A 15,826-nucleotide genomic window follows, 5' to 3' on the forward strand; every position below is an offset into this window, starting at 1 on the left:
CGCCACGGGACCCGCCGCGTACGAGGCCGTTCACCTGGGTGCGGACGCACTGTCAGCGGGCGACGGTAGTGTCTGCGAACGTGACGACAGCGCCCGAGACCGCCAGTGCAGAGTCCCAACCCACCCTGGTCCCACCCGCGACGACCAGTTCCGACATCGCGAGCCAAGCCAGCGTCAACCGTCGCATCGCCGACGAATTGGACGTGCGCGAGAACCAGGTTCGCGCCGCCGTGGAGTTGATCGACGCAGGCTCGACCGTGCCCTTCATCGCGCGCTACCGCAAGGAGGTGACCGGCGGTCTCGACGACGCGCAGCTGCGCCAGCTCGACGAGCGGCTGCACTACCTGCGTGAGCTCGACGAGCGCAGGGCCGCGATCGTCGAGTCGATCCGCGGACAGGGCAAACTAGAGCCTGCGCTGCACCAGCAGATCATGCTGGCCGAGACCAAGGCCCGGCTCGAGGACATCTACCTGCCGTTCAAGCCGAAGCGGCGCACCAAGGCGCAGATCGCCCGCGAGGCCGGTCACGAGCCCGTCGCCGACGCGCTGATCACCGATCCCACCACCGATCCCGCGCAGTACACCGCCGAGCAGCTCGACGGCGCCCGCGCCATCCTGGTGGAACGCTTCGCCGAGGACGCCGACCTGGTCGGCGAGCTGCGCGAGCTGATGTGGAACCGCGGCCAGGTCGCCTCGACCGTGCGTGCGGGCAAGGAGGAGGCGGGCGCCAAGTTCGCCGACTACTTCGAGTTCAGCGAGCCGTTCACCAAGCTGCCCTCGCACCGGATTCTCGCGCTGCTGCGCGGGGAAAAGGAGGACGTGCTCTCGGTGCAGCTGGAACCGGATACCGAAGAACTCGAGCCCGGCGAGCGCAGCATCTACGAGGGCCGCATCGCCCGGAAGTTCGACATCGCCGATCGCGGTCGCGCCGCCGACAACTGGCTGCTGGACACCGTGCGCTGGGCGTGGCGGACCAAACTGCAAGTGAGCCTTGGCATCGACACCCGGATGCGGTTGCGGCAGGCGGCCGAGAAGGACGCCGTCGACGTGTTCGCGGCGAACCTGCGCGACCTGCTGCTTGCCGCCCCCGCGGGCACCAGGACCACCATGGGCCTCGACCCGGGCTACCGCACCGGCGTGAAGGTGGCCGTCGTGGACGCCACCGGCAAGGCCGTTGCCACCGAGGTCATTTACCCGCACAAGCCGCACGGCCAGACCGAGAAGTCCCTCGCTGTGCTCGGCGCGCTTGTGGCCCGGTTCGGCGTCGAGCTCATCGCGATCGGCAACGGCACCGCCTCCCGTGAGACCGATGCCCTTGCCGTCGAACTGATTTCGCGGATCCCGGAGAACAAGCCGACCAAGATCGTGGTTTCCGAGGCGGGCGCCTCGGTGTACTCCGCGTCGGCCTACGCCACCCAGGAACTGCCCGATATGGACGTGTCGCTGCGCGGCGCGGTGTCGATCGCGCGCCGCCTGCAAGACCCCCTCGCCGAACTTGTGAAGATCGACCCGAAGTCCATCGGCGTCGGCCAGTACCAGCACGACGTGTCCGAGACCCTGCTGGCCCGGTCACTCGGCGCGGTGGTCGAGGACGCGGTGAACGCGGTCGGCGTCGATGTCAACACCGCGTCGGTGCCGCTGCTGTCGCGGGTGTCCGGCATCGCTGGATCGGTGGCGGAAAGCATTGTGGCGCACCGAGATCAGAACGGCCCGTTCCGCAGCCGCACCGCGTTGCTCGACGTGCCGCGGCTGGGCCCGAAGGCCTTCGAGCAGTGCGCGGGCTTCCTGCGGATCCGCGGCGGTGCGGATCCGCTGGACACCTCCGCGGTGCACCCCGAGGCGTACCCGGTGGTGCGGCGCATCCTGGAATCGACCGGCAAGGGCGTCACGGAACTGATCGGCAACACCGGCGTGCTGCGCGCCCTGCGGGCCGCCGAGTTCACCGACGAGAAGTTCGGCGTGCCCACCGTCACCGACATCATCACCGAGCTCGAGAAGCCGGGCCGTGACCCGCGCCCGGAGTTCAAGACCGCCGAATTCGCGGCGGGCGTAGAGAAGGTCGCCGACCTGGAGCCTGGCATGGTGCTCGAGGGCGTGGTCACCAACGTGGCCGCGTTCGGTGCGTTCGTCGATGTCGGCGTGCATCAGGACGGTCTCGTCCATGTCTCGGCGATGTCGCACAACTTCGTCAAAGATCCGCGCGAGGTGGTCAAGTCCGGCGACGTGGTCAAGGTAAAGGTGATGGAGGTCGACGTCGCGCGGCAGCGCATCGGGTTGTCGCTGCGCCTGGATGACGAGCCGGGCACCGGCGCCAAGGGCGGCGACGGTCGCGGTCGGGGCCAGGGCGACCGCGGTCAGGCTGATCGCGGCCGCGGCGGCTCCGACGGCGGCAGGCCACGGCAGAATGGTCAGGGTAGGCCGCAGGGTCAGGGCGGCAACCAGGGCCAGGGACGGAACCAGGGCCAAGGTCGCAACCAGAGCCAGGGCGGAAACCAGCGCCGCAACGCGCCTGCGCCGAGTGGTTCGATGGCGGATGCGTTGCGCCGGGCCGGTTTCGGGCAGTAGGACGATAACAGGCGGAGGTATGTAGGCGGCCATGCGACGGTGGCTTCGGGACGATGTAATCGCGCAGGGCCGACTTCCGCTGCTGTGCTTCCTGCTCGGGTTCATCGTCGGCTTCCTGTTGATCCGGCTCAGCGTCCGGATGATCCGCAAGAAGGTGCGGTGGTGGCCGGGCAACGTGCGCTCCGGTGGTGTGCACATCCATCACATGGTGTTCGGGGTCATCCTGGTGCTGCTGTCGGGCATCGGGATGGTCACCCTGTACCAGAGCGCCAGCGCGGTGACCGCCAGTGTGCTCGCGGTCGCCTTCGGTGTCGGGGCGGCCCTGACCCTCGACGAATTCGCGCTGATCTTCTACCTGCGCGATGTGTACTGGGAGGAACAGGGCCGCACGTCGGTGGACGCGGTGTTCGTCGCGCTCGCGGTGACCGGGTTGCTGCTGCTCGGCTTCCACCCGCTGTGGCTGTTGGATATCAACAACTTCCGTCACGATCCCAGCCTCGAGGTCCGGCTCTTTGTCATTGCCTTCTCGGTGGTGAACCTGGCGCTTGCGGCCATCGTCATCGCCAAGGGCAAGATCTGGACCGGCCTGTTCGGCATGTTCTTCCTGCCGCTGCTCGTGATCGGTGCGCTGCGGCTGAGCAGGCCGGGTGCACCGTGGGCGCGCTGGCGCTACGGCGACCGGCGGCGAATGATGTACCGGGCCATCGTCCGTGAGCGACGCTATCGCCGCCCCGTGATCCGGGCCAAGATCTTCGTGCAGGATCTGGTGGCGGGCAAACCCGACGTGGAGCATGTCCGCACCGCCGCCGAGGAGGAGCTGACCAGGACGGTGGTGCCCGCGCCACCCGCACCGCTGCGCCATCACCTCCCGTGGTCCGCGGAGCACGAGTCCGACCGCTGAGCCCACGAGTGGCACACCAATCATGAACAGCAATTTCGACCGGATTCGCCGACCCGCACAGCGGCTTGTCCTACGGCTACACCCGCCGACGCGCCGGCTTCGGCTTCTCCGCTCCGGAAAACGACCGGTTGGCGGCGGTATTGCACCATTGCGCCCGCGGGTAGGCTGTTCTTGGTTGCGTCGTCAACGGGCCCGATCGCGGCGTCGACCGGGGTCGATTTTCGTAGCGCCCGCTGATCTGGCACAATGCTCAGGTTGCCCTGGGTGGTTGTCGACCTGGCGCACCCCCTTAATTCGGAGCATGAACCGGTCGAGCACGTCGTGTGCCGCCAGGGTCCTCTGTTCGCGCAAACATCAGAAGGATGGAAATGAACACCCTTGACTTCGTAGACGAGAAGTCGCTGCGCAGCGACGTCCCCGACTTTCGGCCGGGTGACACTCTCAACGTGCACGTGAAGGTCATCGAAGGCTCGAAGGAGCGCATCCAGGTCTTCAAGGGCGTCGTGATCCGGCGCCAGGGTGGTGGCATCCGCGAGACCTTCACGGTCCGCAAGGTGTCCTTCGGTGTCGGCGTGGAGCGCACCTTCCCGGTGCACACCCCCAACATCGACCACATCGAGGTTGTGACCCGCGGTGACGTCCGCCGGGCCAAGCTGTACTACCTGCGCGATCTGCGTGGCAAGGCCGCCAAGATCAAGGAAAAGCGCTGAATCTTTCCGCCTGACAGCGGACGCGATCGAATACTCGAATAGCCCGGCACTACGCAGATGATTGTGGTGCCGGGCTAATCTGTTCGGCGTGGCAGACGAAAGTGAATCGAGGACGGTGTCCAAGTCGGACGACGAGGGGTCGGGTCGCCATCGCGGCAGGCGGCGGGCCAAGAAGAAGCAGCGGCCTTTCTGGCAGGAGCTGCCGATTCTCATCGCTATCGCGGCGGTCATCGCGGCCCTGACGGTCAGTTTCGTCGGGCGCCCGTATGTGATTCCGTCCGAATCGATGGAGCCCACCCTGCACGGCTGCACCGGCTGCACCGGTGACCGCATCTACGTGCAGAAGCTCAGCTACTACTGGGGCGATCCGACGCCCGGTGATGTCGTGGTGTTCGTGGGCCCGCCGTCCTGGAACACCCGCTACCAGTCGATCCGGTCGAGCAACGTAGCCGTGCGCGGCGTGCAGAACTTCTTCTCCTTCTTCGGCCTGGTGCCACCGGACGAGAACGATCTGGTGAAGCGGGTGATCGCTGTCGGCGGCCAGACCGTGCAGTGCTGTGACGCGCAGGGCCGAATCCTGGTGGACGGCAAGCCGTTGGACGAGCCGTATATCAAGAGTGACTTCCCGTGGAACCCCGGTCAGCAGAACGCGACCTACCCGGCGGGCCGGGTGTTCGGCCCGATCAAGGTGCCCGCGGGCAATCTGTGGGTGATGGGTGACAACCGCAACCACTCGGCCGACTCGCGCGCCCACGTCTCCGACGACCTGCAGGGCACCGTCCCGGTGGACAATCTGCGCGGCCAGGCCGTGTTCAAGATCTGGCCGCCCGGGCGGATCGGTCCGGTCCGCGCCCAGAATCCCCAAACGAATTGATCGGTGCGGCCGCAGGATAATTGAACGGTGGGGCAGGATCGAGTGGCACAGGCTAACGGCGGGACGCCGACCAATGGTTGGCCTCCGCGTGTCGTGATGCGCCGGGCAGGCGGGCTGCGCACGCTGGAGGCGGCGTTGATCCGTAGTGGTCTAGGGCCCGTCGCCGGTGTCGACGAGGCCGGGCGCGGACCGTGCGCGGGGCCGCTGGTGGTGGCCGCCTGCTTGCTGGCCCCCAAGTCCTACGACAAGCTGGCCGGTCTCGACGACTCCAAGAAACTCACCGAGGCGGTGCGTGAGGAGCTCTACCCGGTGATCACCCGGCTGGCACTGGCCTGGAAGGTCGTCGTCATCCCGGCCTGGGAGATCGACTCGATCGGCATCCACGTCGCCAATATCGAGGGCATGCGCCGCGCCGTCGCCGGACTCGGGCAGACCCCCGGATACGTGCTTACCGACGGATTCCGGGTGCCGGGTATTGCGGTGCCGTCGCTGCCGGTCATCGGTGGTGACGCGGCCGCGGCCTGTATCGCGGCGGCGAGCATCCTGGCGAAGGTCACCAGGGACCGGATGATGGTGGAGCTGGACGAGCGGTTTCCGGGGTATGGTCTCGCGGCTCACAAGGGCTACAACACGCCCGAGCACACGGCCGCGTTGAATCGCCTCGGACCGAGCAGCGAGCATCGGCGGTCTTGGCGCAATGTGCGCCAGGCTGCGGGCCTGCGACCCGGCGTCAGCGCGTCCGCCTACGCCGACGCGGTGCTCGTGGCAGGCACCGATGACCTGCCTCCCGAAGATCCCCAGGCCGTGGATCCGGATAGCCGAGTGGCTACCGACGCTGCCCATGCGCGATGATGTCAGCACACGCAATGCGGCGAGAAGGAGGACGTCCCACCCGATGAGTGCCGAGGACCTCGAGAAGTACGAAACCGAGATGGAGCTCTCGCTATATCGCGAGTACAAGGACATCGTCGGTCAGTTCTCGTACGTGGTGGAGACCGAGCGCCGCTTCTACCTGGCCAATTCCGTCGAGCTGCGGCCGCAGAACGCCGACGGCGAGGTGTATTTCGAGGTGCGCATGAGCGACGCCTGGGTCTGGGACATGTACCGGCCCGCCCGCTTCGTGAAGCACGTGCGGGTGATCACTTTCAAGGACGTCAATATCGAAGAGCTGGAGAAGCCCGACCTGCGCCTGCCGGAGTAGGTAGCTAGCACTGGGCACCGACATCGATGGTGCTGGTGCGGCGGTTGGTTCGCGTTATCCACAGGCTGAGCCGCTATCAACAGGTTTTGTGTCGGCCCAGGTCGGACCCCATGAATGATGCGCTCTATCGAGCACGCTGGCCGGGTGACAGACAAACAGGCGCTCGGCGCACATGGGGAAGAGTTGGCAGCACAGTTCCTGCAGGCCGCCGGGATGGAGATCGTCGGCAGGAATTGGCGGTGCAAGTACGGCGAACTGGACCTGATCGCGCAGGACACTCGCGTCACCGCTTTCGTCGAGGTGAAGACCCGCTCCGGGCTTAATTTCGGCACGCCCGCCGAGGCGGTCACTTTCACCAAACGACAACGGATCCGGCGGCTGGCCCTGATATGGCTGGCCGAACAGGACGGTCCGTGGCGGCACATCCGATTCGATGTCGTCGGGGTGTTGGTAACCCGCGGGCACCAGCCGGTCATCGATCATCTGAAAGCGGTCTTCTGATGGCGCTCGGCCGGGCGCATTCCGTCGCCGTGACCGGAGTGGACGGTCAATTGGTCGAGATCGAGGCCGATATCGGGCAGGGGTTGCCCTCGGTGCATCTGGTCGGGCTGCCGGACACCGCATTGCAGGAATCGCGGGACCGGGTGCGTGCCGCGGTGGCGAACACGGGGGAGAAGTGGCCCGATGGGCGGGTCATTCTGGCGCTGTCGCCCGCGACGCTGCCGAAGATCGGCAGCGTTTACGACATCGCCTTGGCGGTAGCGGTTCTGGATGCGGCGGGTGCGATCCCGTCGGAGCGACTGGCCAAGACCGTCTTCCTCGGGGAACTCGCACTCGATGGACGAATTCGGCGGGTGCGCGGCATCCTGCCCGCGGTGATCGCCGCACGTAATGCGGGCTGGTCGACCGTGGTCGTGCCGGAATCCGCCATGGCTGAGGCAGGGTTGGTGGACGGGATCGCGGTGTACGGGGCGGAGAGCCTGCGCACCCTGGTCGCGTGGCTGCGTGGGGAGGGCACGCTGGCGGAGCCGGACGGCGTGCTGCCCGACACTGTTCGGTCCTGCGGTGATCTGAGCGAGGTGGTGGGACAGGAAGAAGCCAGGTGGGCGCTGGAGGTGGCGGCCGCCGGTGGGCATCATCTGCTGCTGACCGGTCCGCCCGGCATCGGTAAAACGATGCTCGCGCAACGCCTTCCGGGCCTGTTGCCGCCGCTGTCGGAGTCCGAGGCGCTGGAGGTGACGGCCATCCACTCGGTGGCCGGTGCGTTATCCGGCGATCAACCGTTGATCACCATGCCGCCGTTCGTCGCCCCTTCTCTGAACTACCTGGATGCTCGAGTTCCGGCCCTGGCAAGACAGATGGCGAACTGCTCAGCGCTGACCAAACCGCCTTCCTCGACGACTTAATGATCATGGACCGGGATTCCGGCCAGCCACGCTATGCTCCAACTCTGTCCGGGGGCGAAACGTTCATGGCCAGCTTGGTGCTGGCGCTCGCCTGGTGCAGCTCCCGTCCTGGACGGCGCCATCATCGACGCGTTGTTCTTCACCCGAATTTCCGGATCGACCGTTCCGCGTGCGTTGCACGGCAGCTGCGAGAACTACTGTGCCACAGACATTCCCCACCGCGTGGGCGGCACAGAACGAGTGAGGTAGACAGGTGGCCTGGAGGGCAACGAGGCGACCGGTGCGTGCGGTCGCGTACGTTCCGGCGACCGCTGGGCGACACACCGCTGCACACCGCCCTCACCCACGGATTCCCCACCGACTCCCCCGCAGCGTCCGGGCTGACAGCCGCATTCGGTACGCCGGTGGCCTTCCCGCAACTGAGGGAAGAATTGCAGGGCCGATTGCGGGAGCAACTGAAGCGATGAGCGACTCGATCGCAGCAGGGTCGTCCGTGCCGCCCGATAGTGGACGCGGGGCTCGGGCCGTGGACAGCTCCCCACCGGAGACGCTGCCCGGCCCTGTCGAACCAGCCAGTCGACACGACCACGACGGCGACGCGGCGGTGCTGTTGCTGCGGTTGGCTGCACCATTGCAATCGTGGGGAGAGGCAGGCAGCTTCAACCGCCGCGACACCCGCCCCGAACCCACCAAGTCCGGGATCATCGGCCTGCTCGCTGCCGCGCTCGGCCGCCCCCGCGACGCGGACCTCACCGACCTGAGACAGCTGCAATTAGGGATCCGCGTCGATCAACCGGGCAGCCTTCTGCGCGACTACCACACCCTCAGCGACTACCGCGGGGTTCCGCTGCGACAAGCAGGGGTCAACGCCAAAGGCACCCAGAAGTTCACCTCACCAGCCAAGCACACCCATCAAACCTGGCGCTACTACCTGCAAGACGCAGCGTTCCTGGCAGCAGTCGCGGGCCCGCCGCCACTGCTGCATGCCCTGGCACAGGCTCTGGCCCGCCCCGCCTTCCCGCTCGCCCTCGGGCGGCGTAGCTGCCCACCGACACAGCCGGTGAACTTGGGACTGCGCGACGGCACCCTGATCCAGGTGCTCGAATCCGAACCCTGGCAAGCCTCCGAATCCGCACGCGATGCCTTCGTGCGGCGTCGTAAGCATCGGCCCGCCTACCTCGACTTGCCGGTCACCATCGACGACGACCACGGCAACGAAGTGCGCCACGACCTACCCATCAGCTTCGACCCCCGTGACCGCCGCTTCGCCGAGCGCCGCGTGCGTCGGGTCTCGGTGCGGGCGCCCAGCGGTCTACCCCACCCGGACCCGCAAGATGCCGGCACCGATCATGACCCGTTCGCCCTGCTGGACTGGTGAGGACCCATGACCTATCTGTCCCGAATTCGCATCAACCCGCTGCGCCGCGACAGCCGTAACCTGCTGGCCAACCCACGCGCCATGCGCAGCGCGGTCCTGCACGGCATTCCTGATCAGCCGCTCGACGAACGCATCCTGTGGCGACTGGACTCCGACAACCCACACCGGCCCGTGCTGTATGTCCTCACCCGCACCAAACCCGACTGGACGCACCTCGTCGAAACCGCAGGCTGGCCCGACGCCGACGGCGAACACGCCGCCGTCGCCGACTACACCCCACTGCTGGACCGCCTGCGCACCGGTGACCGGTACGCCTTCCGTATCACCGCCAGCCCGGTGCAGAACACCTCAACCCCCACCAAAAACCAAGCCGAACGCCGCGCCGACGGGAACCGTCGCTCATTCCGTATCGGTCACCGCACCGCCGCCGCCCAACTCGGCTGGTTCCTCGACCGCACCCAACGCTGGGGTTTCCACATCCCAGACGCCGCAACGGACACCTCCGCCCCAGGTCTACAACACGACGACGAGGCGGTCGCGATCGCGGTCGTACCCAGCAAAGAGGTCCACATCACCGCCCGCAACCGCCATTCCTTCGGCAAAGCCGAGCCCGGCATGAAAACGCGAACCGACAAACCGGTCGTCGTACACACCGCCACCTTCGAAGGCCAACTCGAAATCACCGACGCACAACAGTTCACCCAGCACCTGCTGCACGGCATCGGCCCATCCAAAGCCTACGGATGCGGCCTGCTTACCCTCGCAACCGCTCGAAAGACGTTGACACGACCCGACGTGGCCGCCCGGCCTACAGCCCGGCTGATGTGGAGCCATCCGCGCGCGTGTAAGGCCGACGTCACCACCCCGGCCCAGCCATGGGTGCTACCCGTTCCAATCGGGGTGTTGACCTACTCGGCGGACGGGATCCTCTGCGGTTCGAGCATGGGGAACTGGCTGATCCACCGGTCCAGGCGCTCGGAAGCGTGAGACATGTTGTCGGACATTACATCTTCGGAGCCGATGCGCTCCGGGGCTTTCCGCCCTGACGGTCCGGATCCACCGCGTAATGTCGCGCCATGGTCACTTTCATCGTGTCGGTCGTTGCTGCTGTCGGAGCATTTCTCAGCAGCGCCTTCGCGTTCTGGCAAGCACGCATCGCAAAAAGAGCAGTGGCAGCAGCAGAGGGAGCGGCGGACGCTGCCAAAGCGTCAGCGGGCGCGGCGGCGCAGCTCGCACAGATCGAGGCCGCCCGCTTCAAGGCCGAGCGAGAACCCGAATGGGAAGGCGTCATCGAAACCAGCAATGACCACTCGGTCTTTCATCTCCGTCTGAAACTGGCATCTGGAGAAGTCGATCACGTGGCAGTTGAGATCCAATCGCCTGGAGTGACTTTCACCCACAGTCAGGTCGGCGTCGACCCAAGCGCGCCAGCGCCCATCAAGCGAGCCGAACACGGCGGCGTCCGGAAAAGCGAATACGCCATATGGCGGGTCGATCTCGAAAGTGATGCACCGGCGTCCGTCGCGTTTGAGATCTACTCCTCGAGCGGGGCCGACACCTGGTCAAAGCTCTTGCGTCTCGATCGACCGGCCATCCCCCGCTTCCATTGAGACGAGGCACGCGCGTCGGTTCGAAGCGGAGCCCTCGGCTCCGGCATTTGAGCGCGTCGGTTCTCGCAGAGGCCTATTCGGTGTCGGCTGGCACGAGCGCGGGTACGGGCATCGGGAACGGGTAGCCAACGTTCTCGGCGACGGGCTGCAGCAGGGCGCGGCCGTCGTCGATCTCTACCACGGTAAAGACCGAAACTCCCTGCGCGCCGATCCGGACTCGATCCCCTACATTCACGCTCCGCAGACTAACCCGATCAAGCGACCAGTCCATGCGAGGCTATTTCGCGGCAGGCCGGATTCCATCTTGCGGCACCCATTGACGCAGCGTGACCCCGACCTGCCCGTTGTGGGTGCGGACGTCGATAGCGACCTCACCGAACCAGATGATCATGGTGCCGAAACGCATTCTCGCCCAAGCGAACTGCATAGCGGGTATCCAGGTGATCTGCGGGTCAAGGCTGAAGGCAGCGACACCGAGAGATACGGGCCCGTCGCGCTTCGGCGTTCGGTCGGGGTGGCTAGGCAGGTGGATTCTGGCGTCGATTCCAGACGAATTTGAGCGTCACCGGATACCTTGAAGGGCACTCAATCCAGACGAAAAATAGCGTCACTTGGGGGTGGCCGGGAATGCGTCGTTCTTCCGGAGAGATGTGCTGGATGGCGAGGGCGTGACTTTCAGCGGCTCAGGTGGTCGTTTCATCGGCCAGTCGCTGCAGGTAGGTGGCGAACTGGTGGCCGTCCCATTCATCCCTGGCTGCGGTGAGCTGATGGAAGCAGCGCCGCTGCCATTCGCGGGATCCCGTGAGCAGACGCCGACCGCTGTCGCTGAGCTGCAGAACCACCCGGCGTCGATCGCGGACCGAGCCGACTCGGATGAGATAGCCGGCAGCGGCAGCGTCACGGACCATGTGGCTGGCGCCGGAGTGGTCGAGCCGGGGCGTGTTTGCGGCCGCGCGCTTCGGCGAGATTCCGCGAGCGGCCGCGTCGTGCAGCTGCACGCTCGGCACCCAGTTCGGGCGTCGAGGGCGGCGTGTTGTCCGTGACCGGGTGCGCTGGCGCGGCCCACGCGGGATGCTCGCCGGCGAGCGTCGACTTCTTCCGGGGCGTCGGCGTCACGCGACTACCCCTTGCAACATATGCGCGGTGATCGGCCGGAACGCGTCGTCACCGAGGACACGGAGCTTTGTCGCGGACTGGTCCAGGCCGAGCCCGTCATCAATGGCGTCCTTGATACCGACCCACAGCGGGATGCGGTGTTCTATCCACACCGGGACACCGGGAAAATGCCGCGCCATACCGTCGACCATCTCGGCTGCGGTCCGTGCTTCGTTCGCCGTGCCGCGCCACTTGTTGACCACCGTTCCCACGATCTCAAGCCGCGGGTTGTGATAGTTGCGGACCCCGGTCAGTGTCTTACCCAGCAGCGCGAGCCCGTCGGATGACCCCAGGTCAGCCTCGCTGACCAGGACCGCGGCGTCACCCGCGGTAAGTGAGTTGATGAGCAGCAACCCGAGTGACGGAGCGTTGTCGATGAGCACCAGGTCGTAGTCGACGAGCACCGGGGAGAGCGCTTCGCGAAGTCGGTGCTCACGCCCGAACTGTGACGCCGCGATCTTCGCTTCGGCGACCGCGAGGGTTTCCCCGGCAGGGCCAAGTCTACGCCCTCCCAGATCGTCGGCACGATGACCTCACGCAGCGTCACATCGGCGCCGGGGGTGATCGCGTCGGCGACGGTCACGTCATCGGCCGCCAGGTCGTCGCGGACGAGGCTACTGGTCGCATTGCCTTGTGAGTCCATGTCGATGACCAGCACGCGGGCACCGTGATAGATACGCGCGGCGCGTGCGCAGCAGATAGTGACCGTGGTCTTGCCGACGCCGCCTTTTTGGTTCGACACTGCGACTACTCGCGCCATGGTAGGACGGTCGCACATTGCGGCCCATGGCGAGTGGACACGCTCATCGGGCACAGGTTCGGGGGAGTGTTTGTGCAGCCGTATTATCCGCGCGTGCGCCCGGCCGCGCGGGCTGGAGCATGGGCGGTCGGATCGGACAGTGGCGAGCACATGCGGCAGGGTGCGGCGGCAGGGTGCGGCACATGCGGCAGGGGGTGCGGCAGGTGCGGCGCTGGTGGTGCGGGCACCTGCCGGGCGTTTTTGGCAGTGACCGAGCACGGAGCGACAGTGGTGCGGCAGCGTGCCGCAGGTGCCGACCGGCAGCGTGCGGCAGGACGGGGGCAGGGGCGGCCCGGTTCGGGTGGAACCGAATCGGGGGCGTGCCGCGTCCAATCACTGTGTAACGCCACAGATTTGGGGGCAACACGATGACGCTGAGTGTCAAAAGGATGATGACGGTCGCCGCAGCCGGAGTGCTGACCGTGTTCCCGCTGGCGATATCGGCGACGCCGGCGGAAGCTTCGACGATCAATTGTGTGTATTCCGGGCCGGTCGTAGACCATCCTGGGATGCAGTACATCTGCTATGTCCACCACGACGACGGTTCGATGGAGATCTTCTATGCACCCGGACCCGCAGCCAACCCCTAAGCCCGTTGTCCACGTGATGCGGCGCCCGCAGTTCGTGTCACAGTCCGATGGCACGGTCCGCGCCTACTACCCTGGCGAGGACTGGCACGTCACAGGCACCGATCGCGAGGACGCGATCAAGCGCTTGGTCGCCGAGTCCGATAAGCGGATGCACGATCCCGCCTACGTGGCTCAGCAATGGGAGATGGCCCAGCGCCACCGCGACGGCCTCGAGGTCACCCCAGGGTTCGAGGTGCGTGAGCTCACCCAGGACGAATACCAGACGCGGACAGCAGTGCTGGGCGATCAGCTTAGGATACGACGACGGATTGACCGGCCAACCGGCGCAGCCGCACCGGGTGCCGCACCTGCCGCACCCGGTGCGGCAGCACGTGCGGCCGCCGCGGCGAACGGCACTCGGCAGGCAGGCCGATCGGCAGGCAGGCCGAGTGCCGGGCACCGAGCTCGCCGAGGCGGGCGGGTGCGGCACCGAGCTTGGCCGGGGTGCGGCACCCGGCTCGGCGAGCACGGCCGGTGTGGCTGCGGCACCCGGCTCGCCGAGGTCGGCAGGCAGCTCGGCACCCGGCTCGCCGAGCTCGGCCGCCAGGTGCGCGGTGTCAGCGCTGCGGCACGACGCCGCCCTTCTGGTTAACTCACCAGCTGTCAGGGATCGGTGTTGAAACGCTGCGTGTGGTGACAGACCGGACACCCCGGTCTTTGCGGTCCCGTCGCCGCTCGCGCAGCTCGTCAATGGACAGTTCCGCCGTACCCGATGCCGGGGTGTTGACGTTCGAGTTACCGGCCTGCGACTGCCACTCGGCACCACTCGCCCGGAATGCTTTCCAGGCCAGCGCATCGGACGTGAGACCGTGACGACGTGGGGCCGGGAACTGATCTGCACCATCCCCGGGATCGGCCCCATTACCGCCGATGTGATCGTCGCCGAGACCGGTACCGACATGACCCGGTTCCCCACCGCCGGACACCTCGCCTCCTGGGCCGGCACCTGCCCCGGCAGCAACGCCTCCGCCGGTCGGGTCAAATCGACCCGGACCCGACCCGGGAACCCCTACCTACAGGGAGCACTCGGGGCCGCCGCGATGGCTTGCGCCCAGAACCCGCGAACCTACCTCGGAGCCCGCTACCGCCGGATCGCCTCCCGGCGCGGGCCCCAGAAAGCCAACGTGGCGATCCAGCACTCCATGCACTCGCGATCTGGCACATGGGATCCACCGACGCGCCCTATCTCGATCCGGGCGGCGACTACTTCAACCGGCTCCACCCCAACCGAGCAAAAACCCGCGCAGTCCACCAACTCCAAACCCTCGGCTACCACGTAACGCTCGACCACATCGGCTGACGACCAAGTACCCGCCACGAGAGAAATCTTCGCGTCAGAGGCACTTTTTGGGGCTGTACAGCGTGCGCCAAGCCCCGCCCCGAATAGACTCCCGCGCATGCTCGCACCGGAGGACCACGCCGCCGCACGGCACCAGGCGGTGATGGACGAGTTCGGCCACGTCCGCGCGAAGCTCGCCGAACTCGTCGCCCGGTTCCACGATGGCCGTTTCGCCGAACTCGTCGGCAGGTTCGACCAGCACGACGGCCGGTTCGATGTACTCGACCGCCGGTTCGACCAGCACGACCGCCGGTTCGATGCACTCGGCGGCAAGCTTGCCGACCACGACCGCCGGTTCGACCAGCTGGACGCGAAACTGGACGCCATCATCGAACTGATCAACGCCTGCTGAACCTTGCCCAGCCGGAGCGTGCCCGGGCCGGCCAGGCACCTGCCATCAGTTGCTCGGTACGGGACGGGACGGGACCGGCTCACCGATGCCCGTACCCGTCTCCCTTCTCCTTGCCTCTCTAGACGCGACCGGGCACCGGACCTAGCCGGGGGGCGGTACCGGACACACGCCGTTCGTGGCTCTGCGTAACGGGGTGCCGGTAAGAACCGTGTCACCTGGTACATGAGCCCCACCAGCCAGTCAGGCCCGTGGGGTGGCTCCTGCGGTGGATTGTGGAGCGACCGACACTGTATTCCTCGGCGAGGTCGGCGAGACTCGTGGCGTCGTCGGGGTCGTGGTATCTGCGGTGGATCGTTTTCCGTGCGGCGAGAGGCAGTTTCGGCTGCTTGCCTTTGAGGCGGCCTTTTGCGCGGGCCTTGGCCATGCCCTCGCGGGTCCGCAGATGGTTCAGGTTGGCCTCGAATTCGGCGACCATGGCGAGGGTCTGCAGGAACAGCTTGCCGAACGGGTCGGCCCAGTCGTAGACCTGGCTGCCAAGCCCGAACAGCACATCGCGCTCGCGCAGGCCGGTGAGGATGTCGCCGGCCTCGGCCATGTTGCGGGCGAACCGTCGAACTTGGTCGTGGTCAGTACCACCTGCCGTCCGGTGACGGCCGCCGCGGCGGAGGTGACCGCGGTCAGCGCGTTGTCCAGGCCGATGCGGTTGCGGCGGGTGGCGCCGGAGAATCCCTTGTCGATGAAGATCCGCTTGCGCGGTACCGCGAGGGCGATCAGCTGCTCGGTTTGGATCTCGATGTCTTGTTCGTCGGTGGAGCAGCGCACGTATCCGACACGGAAGGGCTCGATCACCGCCCGACGTTCCATATGACGGGGGATCATCGGAACAGTTCGCGGAACACCTCTACGGA

19 protein-coding genes and 4 pseudogenes are annotated in these 15,826 nt (G+C 66.7%); 16 read left to right on the forward strand and 7 right to left on the reverse strand.

The features are described from left to right. Nucleotides 1-125 precede the first annotated feature (125 nt). The 12 genes and pseudogenes from ACV7NQ_RS27130 (at nucleotide 126) to ACV7NQ_RS27185 (ending at nucleotide 10,644) form a co-directional block, all read left to right on the forward strand. Nucleotides 126-2,564: a Tex family protein gene (locus tag ACV7NQ_RS27130; RefSeq protein WP_463365834.1), complete on the forward strand. Its 2,439-nt coding sequence runs from the start codon at nucleotides 126-128 to the stop codon at nucleotides 2,562-2,564. 31 nt (nucleotides 2,565-2,595) lie between these two features. Continuing rightward, complete coding sequence (locus tag ACV7NQ_RS27135) at nucleotides 2,596-3,465, forward strand: hypothetical protein (RefSeq protein ID WP_463362207.1); 870 nt, start codon at nucleotides 2,596-2,598, stop codon at nucleotides 3,463-3,465. A 368-nt stretch (nucleotides 3,466-3,833) separates the two neighbouring features. After that, nucleotides 3,834-4,175 (forward strand): 50S ribosomal protein L19, encoded by a 342-nt coding sequence (rplS, locus tag ACV7NQ_RS27140; protein WP_029893064.1) that lies wholly within the window; start codon nucleotides 3,834-3,836, stop codon nucleotides 4,173-4,175. An 88-nt stretch (nucleotides 4,176-4,263) separates the two neighbouring features. Continuing rightward, entirely contained in the window at nucleotides 4,264-5,049 is a 786-nt protein-coding gene (lepB, locus tag ACV7NQ_RS27145) for a signal peptidase I (protein ID WP_463362208.1), read from the forward strand. Nucleotides 5,050-5,091: 42 nt separating this feature from the next. Beyond that, nucleotides 5,092-5,901, forward strand: a complete 810-nt coding sequence (locus ACV7NQ_RS27150; protein WP_463362209.1) for a ribonuclease HII — start codon at nucleotides 5,092-5,094, stop codon at nucleotides 5,899-5,901. Nucleotides 5,902-5,944: 43 nt separating this feature from the next. After that, a complete protein-coding gene (locus ACV7NQ_RS27155; RefSeq protein WP_011210678.1) occupies nucleotides 5,945-6,250 on the forward strand; it encodes a DUF2469 domain-containing protein in 306 nt (101 codons plus the stop codon). A gap of 117 nt (nucleotides 6,251-6,367) precedes the next feature. After that, on the forward strand, nucleotides 6,368-6,751 hold the full coding sequence (locus tag ACV7NQ_RS27160; protein ID WP_463365835.1) for a YraN family protein: 384 nt from the start codon (nucleotides 6,368-6,370) through the stop codon (nucleotides 6,749-6,751). Further along, nucleotides 6,751-7,563 (forward strand): annotated as a pseudogene (locus ACV7NQ_RS27165) (magnesium chelatase domain-containing protein); the annotation flags it as partial. The gene ACV7NQ_RS27160 and the pseudogene ACV7NQ_RS27165, both read left to right, overlap by 1 nt. A gap of 377 nt (nucleotides 7,564-7,940) precedes the next feature. After that, nucleotides 7,941-8,123, forward strand: a complete 183-nt coding sequence (locus ACV7NQ_RS27170) for a hypothetical protein (RefSeq protein WP_463362210.1) — start codon at nucleotides 7,941-7,943, stop codon at nucleotides 8,121-8,123. 59 nt (nucleotides 8,124-8,182) lie between these two features. Next, nucleotides 8,183-9,034, forward strand: a complete 852-nt coding sequence (gene cas5e / locus ACV7NQ_RS27175; RefSeq protein WP_463362211.1) for a type I-E CRISPR-associated protein Cas5/CasD — start codon at nucleotides 8,183-8,185, stop codon at nucleotides 9,032-9,034. A gap of 6 nt (nucleotides 9,035-9,040) precedes the next feature. Further along, nucleotides 9,041-10,021: a type I-E CRISPR-associated protein Cas6/Cse3/CasE gene (gene cas6e / locus ACV7NQ_RS27180; RefSeq protein WP_463362212.1), complete on the forward strand. Its 981-nt coding sequence runs from the start codon at nucleotides 9,041-9,043 to the stop codon at nucleotides 10,019-10,021. A gap of 89 nt (nucleotides 10,022-10,110) precedes the next feature. After that, nucleotides 10,111-10,644 carry a hypothetical protein gene (locus ACV7NQ_RS27185; RefSeq protein ID WP_463362213.1) on the forward strand — a complete coding sequence of 178 codons (534 nt, stop codon included), beginning with the start codon at nucleotides 10,111-10,113 and terminating at the stop codon, nucleotides 10,642-10,644. Between the two features lie 73 nt (nucleotides 10,645-10,717). Here ACV7NQ_RS27185 and ACV7NQ_RS27190 read toward each other — a convergent pair whose 3' ends face one another. From ACV7NQ_RS27190 to ACV7NQ_RS27210, 5 genes and pseudogenes are all read right to left on the reverse strand, one after another. Beyond that, nucleotides 10,718-10,879, reverse strand: coding sequence for a hypothetical protein (locus ACV7NQ_RS27190; RefSeq protein WP_463362214.1), 162 nt, complete (start codon nucleotides 10,877-10,879; stop codon nucleotides 10,718-10,720). A 42-nt stretch (nucleotides 10,880-10,921) separates the two neighbouring features. After that, the gene (locus ACV7NQ_RS27195; protein WP_463362215.1) at nucleotides 10,922-11,071 is read right to left on the reverse strand and encodes a hypothetical protein; all 150 of its coding nucleotides are present in this window, start codon (nucleotides 11,069-11,071) and stop codon (nucleotides 10,922-10,924) included. Nucleotides 11,072-11,327: 256 nt separating this feature from the next. Continuing rightward, nucleotides 11,328-11,642 carry a hypothetical protein gene (locus tag ACV7NQ_RS27200; RefSeq protein ID WP_463362216.1) on the reverse strand — a complete coding sequence of 105 codons (315 nt, stop codon included), beginning with the start codon at nucleotides 11,640-11,642 and terminating at the stop codon, nucleotides 11,328-11,330. Nucleotides 11,643-11,756: 114 nt separating this feature from the next. After that, a complete protein-coding gene (locus ACV7NQ_RS27205; RefSeq protein WP_463365836.1) occupies nucleotides 11,757-12,314 on the reverse strand; it encodes a ParA family protein in 558 nt (185 codons plus the stop codon). Beyond that, nucleotides 12,308-12,577 (reverse strand): annotated as a pseudogene (locus ACV7NQ_RS27210) (ParA family protein); the annotation flags it as partial. The gene ACV7NQ_RS27205 and the pseudogene ACV7NQ_RS27210, both read right to left, overlap by 7 nt. Nucleotides 12,578-12,966: 389 nt before the next feature. On the opposite strand from ACV7NQ_RS27210, the gene ACV7NQ_RS27215 reads away from it, so the two are divergent. The 4 genes and pseudogenes from ACV7NQ_RS27215 (at nucleotide 12,967) to ACV7NQ_RS27230 (ending at nucleotide 14,918) form a co-directional block, all read left to right on the forward strand. Next, nucleotides 12,967-13,188: a hypothetical protein gene (locus tag ACV7NQ_RS27215; protein ID WP_463362217.1), complete on the forward strand. Its 222-nt coding sequence runs from the start codon at nucleotides 12,967-12,969 to the stop codon at nucleotides 13,186-13,188. After that, nucleotides 13,160-13,819, forward strand: a complete 660-nt coding sequence (locus ACV7NQ_RS27220; protein WP_463362218.1) for a hypothetical protein — start codon at nucleotides 13,160-13,162, stop codon at nucleotides 13,817-13,819. Before ACV7NQ_RS27215 ends, ACV7NQ_RS27220 begins: the two co-directional genes overlap by 29 nt. Before the next feature lie 226 nt (nucleotides 13,820-14,045). After that, a pseudogene (locus ACV7NQ_RS27225) lies at nucleotides 14,046-14,527 on the forward strand (transposase); the annotation flags it as partial. Between the two features lie 97 nt (nucleotides 14,528-14,624). Continuing rightward, nucleotides 14,625-14,918 (forward strand): hypothetical protein, encoded by a 294-nt coding sequence (locus ACV7NQ_RS27230; RefSeq protein ID WP_463362219.1) that lies wholly within the window; start codon nucleotides 14,625-14,627, stop codon nucleotides 14,916-14,918. Nucleotides 14,919-15,129: 211 nt separating this feature from the next. Here ACV7NQ_RS27230 and ACV7NQ_RS27235 read toward each other — a convergent pair whose 3' ends face one another. Further along, on the reverse strand, nucleotides 15,130-15,513 hold the full coding sequence (locus ACV7NQ_RS27235; RefSeq protein WP_463362220.1) for a recombinase family protein: 384 nt from the start codon (nucleotides 15,511-15,513) through the stop codon (nucleotides 15,130-15,132). A 122-nt stretch (nucleotides 15,514-15,635) separates the two neighbouring features. Then, a pseudogene (locus tag ACV7NQ_RS27240) lies at nucleotides 15,636-15,797 on the reverse strand (recombinase family protein); the annotation flags it as partial. Nucleotides 15,798-15,826 lie beyond the last annotated feature (29 nt).

The sequence above is a fragment of the Nocardia sp. Tas62D01 genome (genome assembly GCF_055232035.1).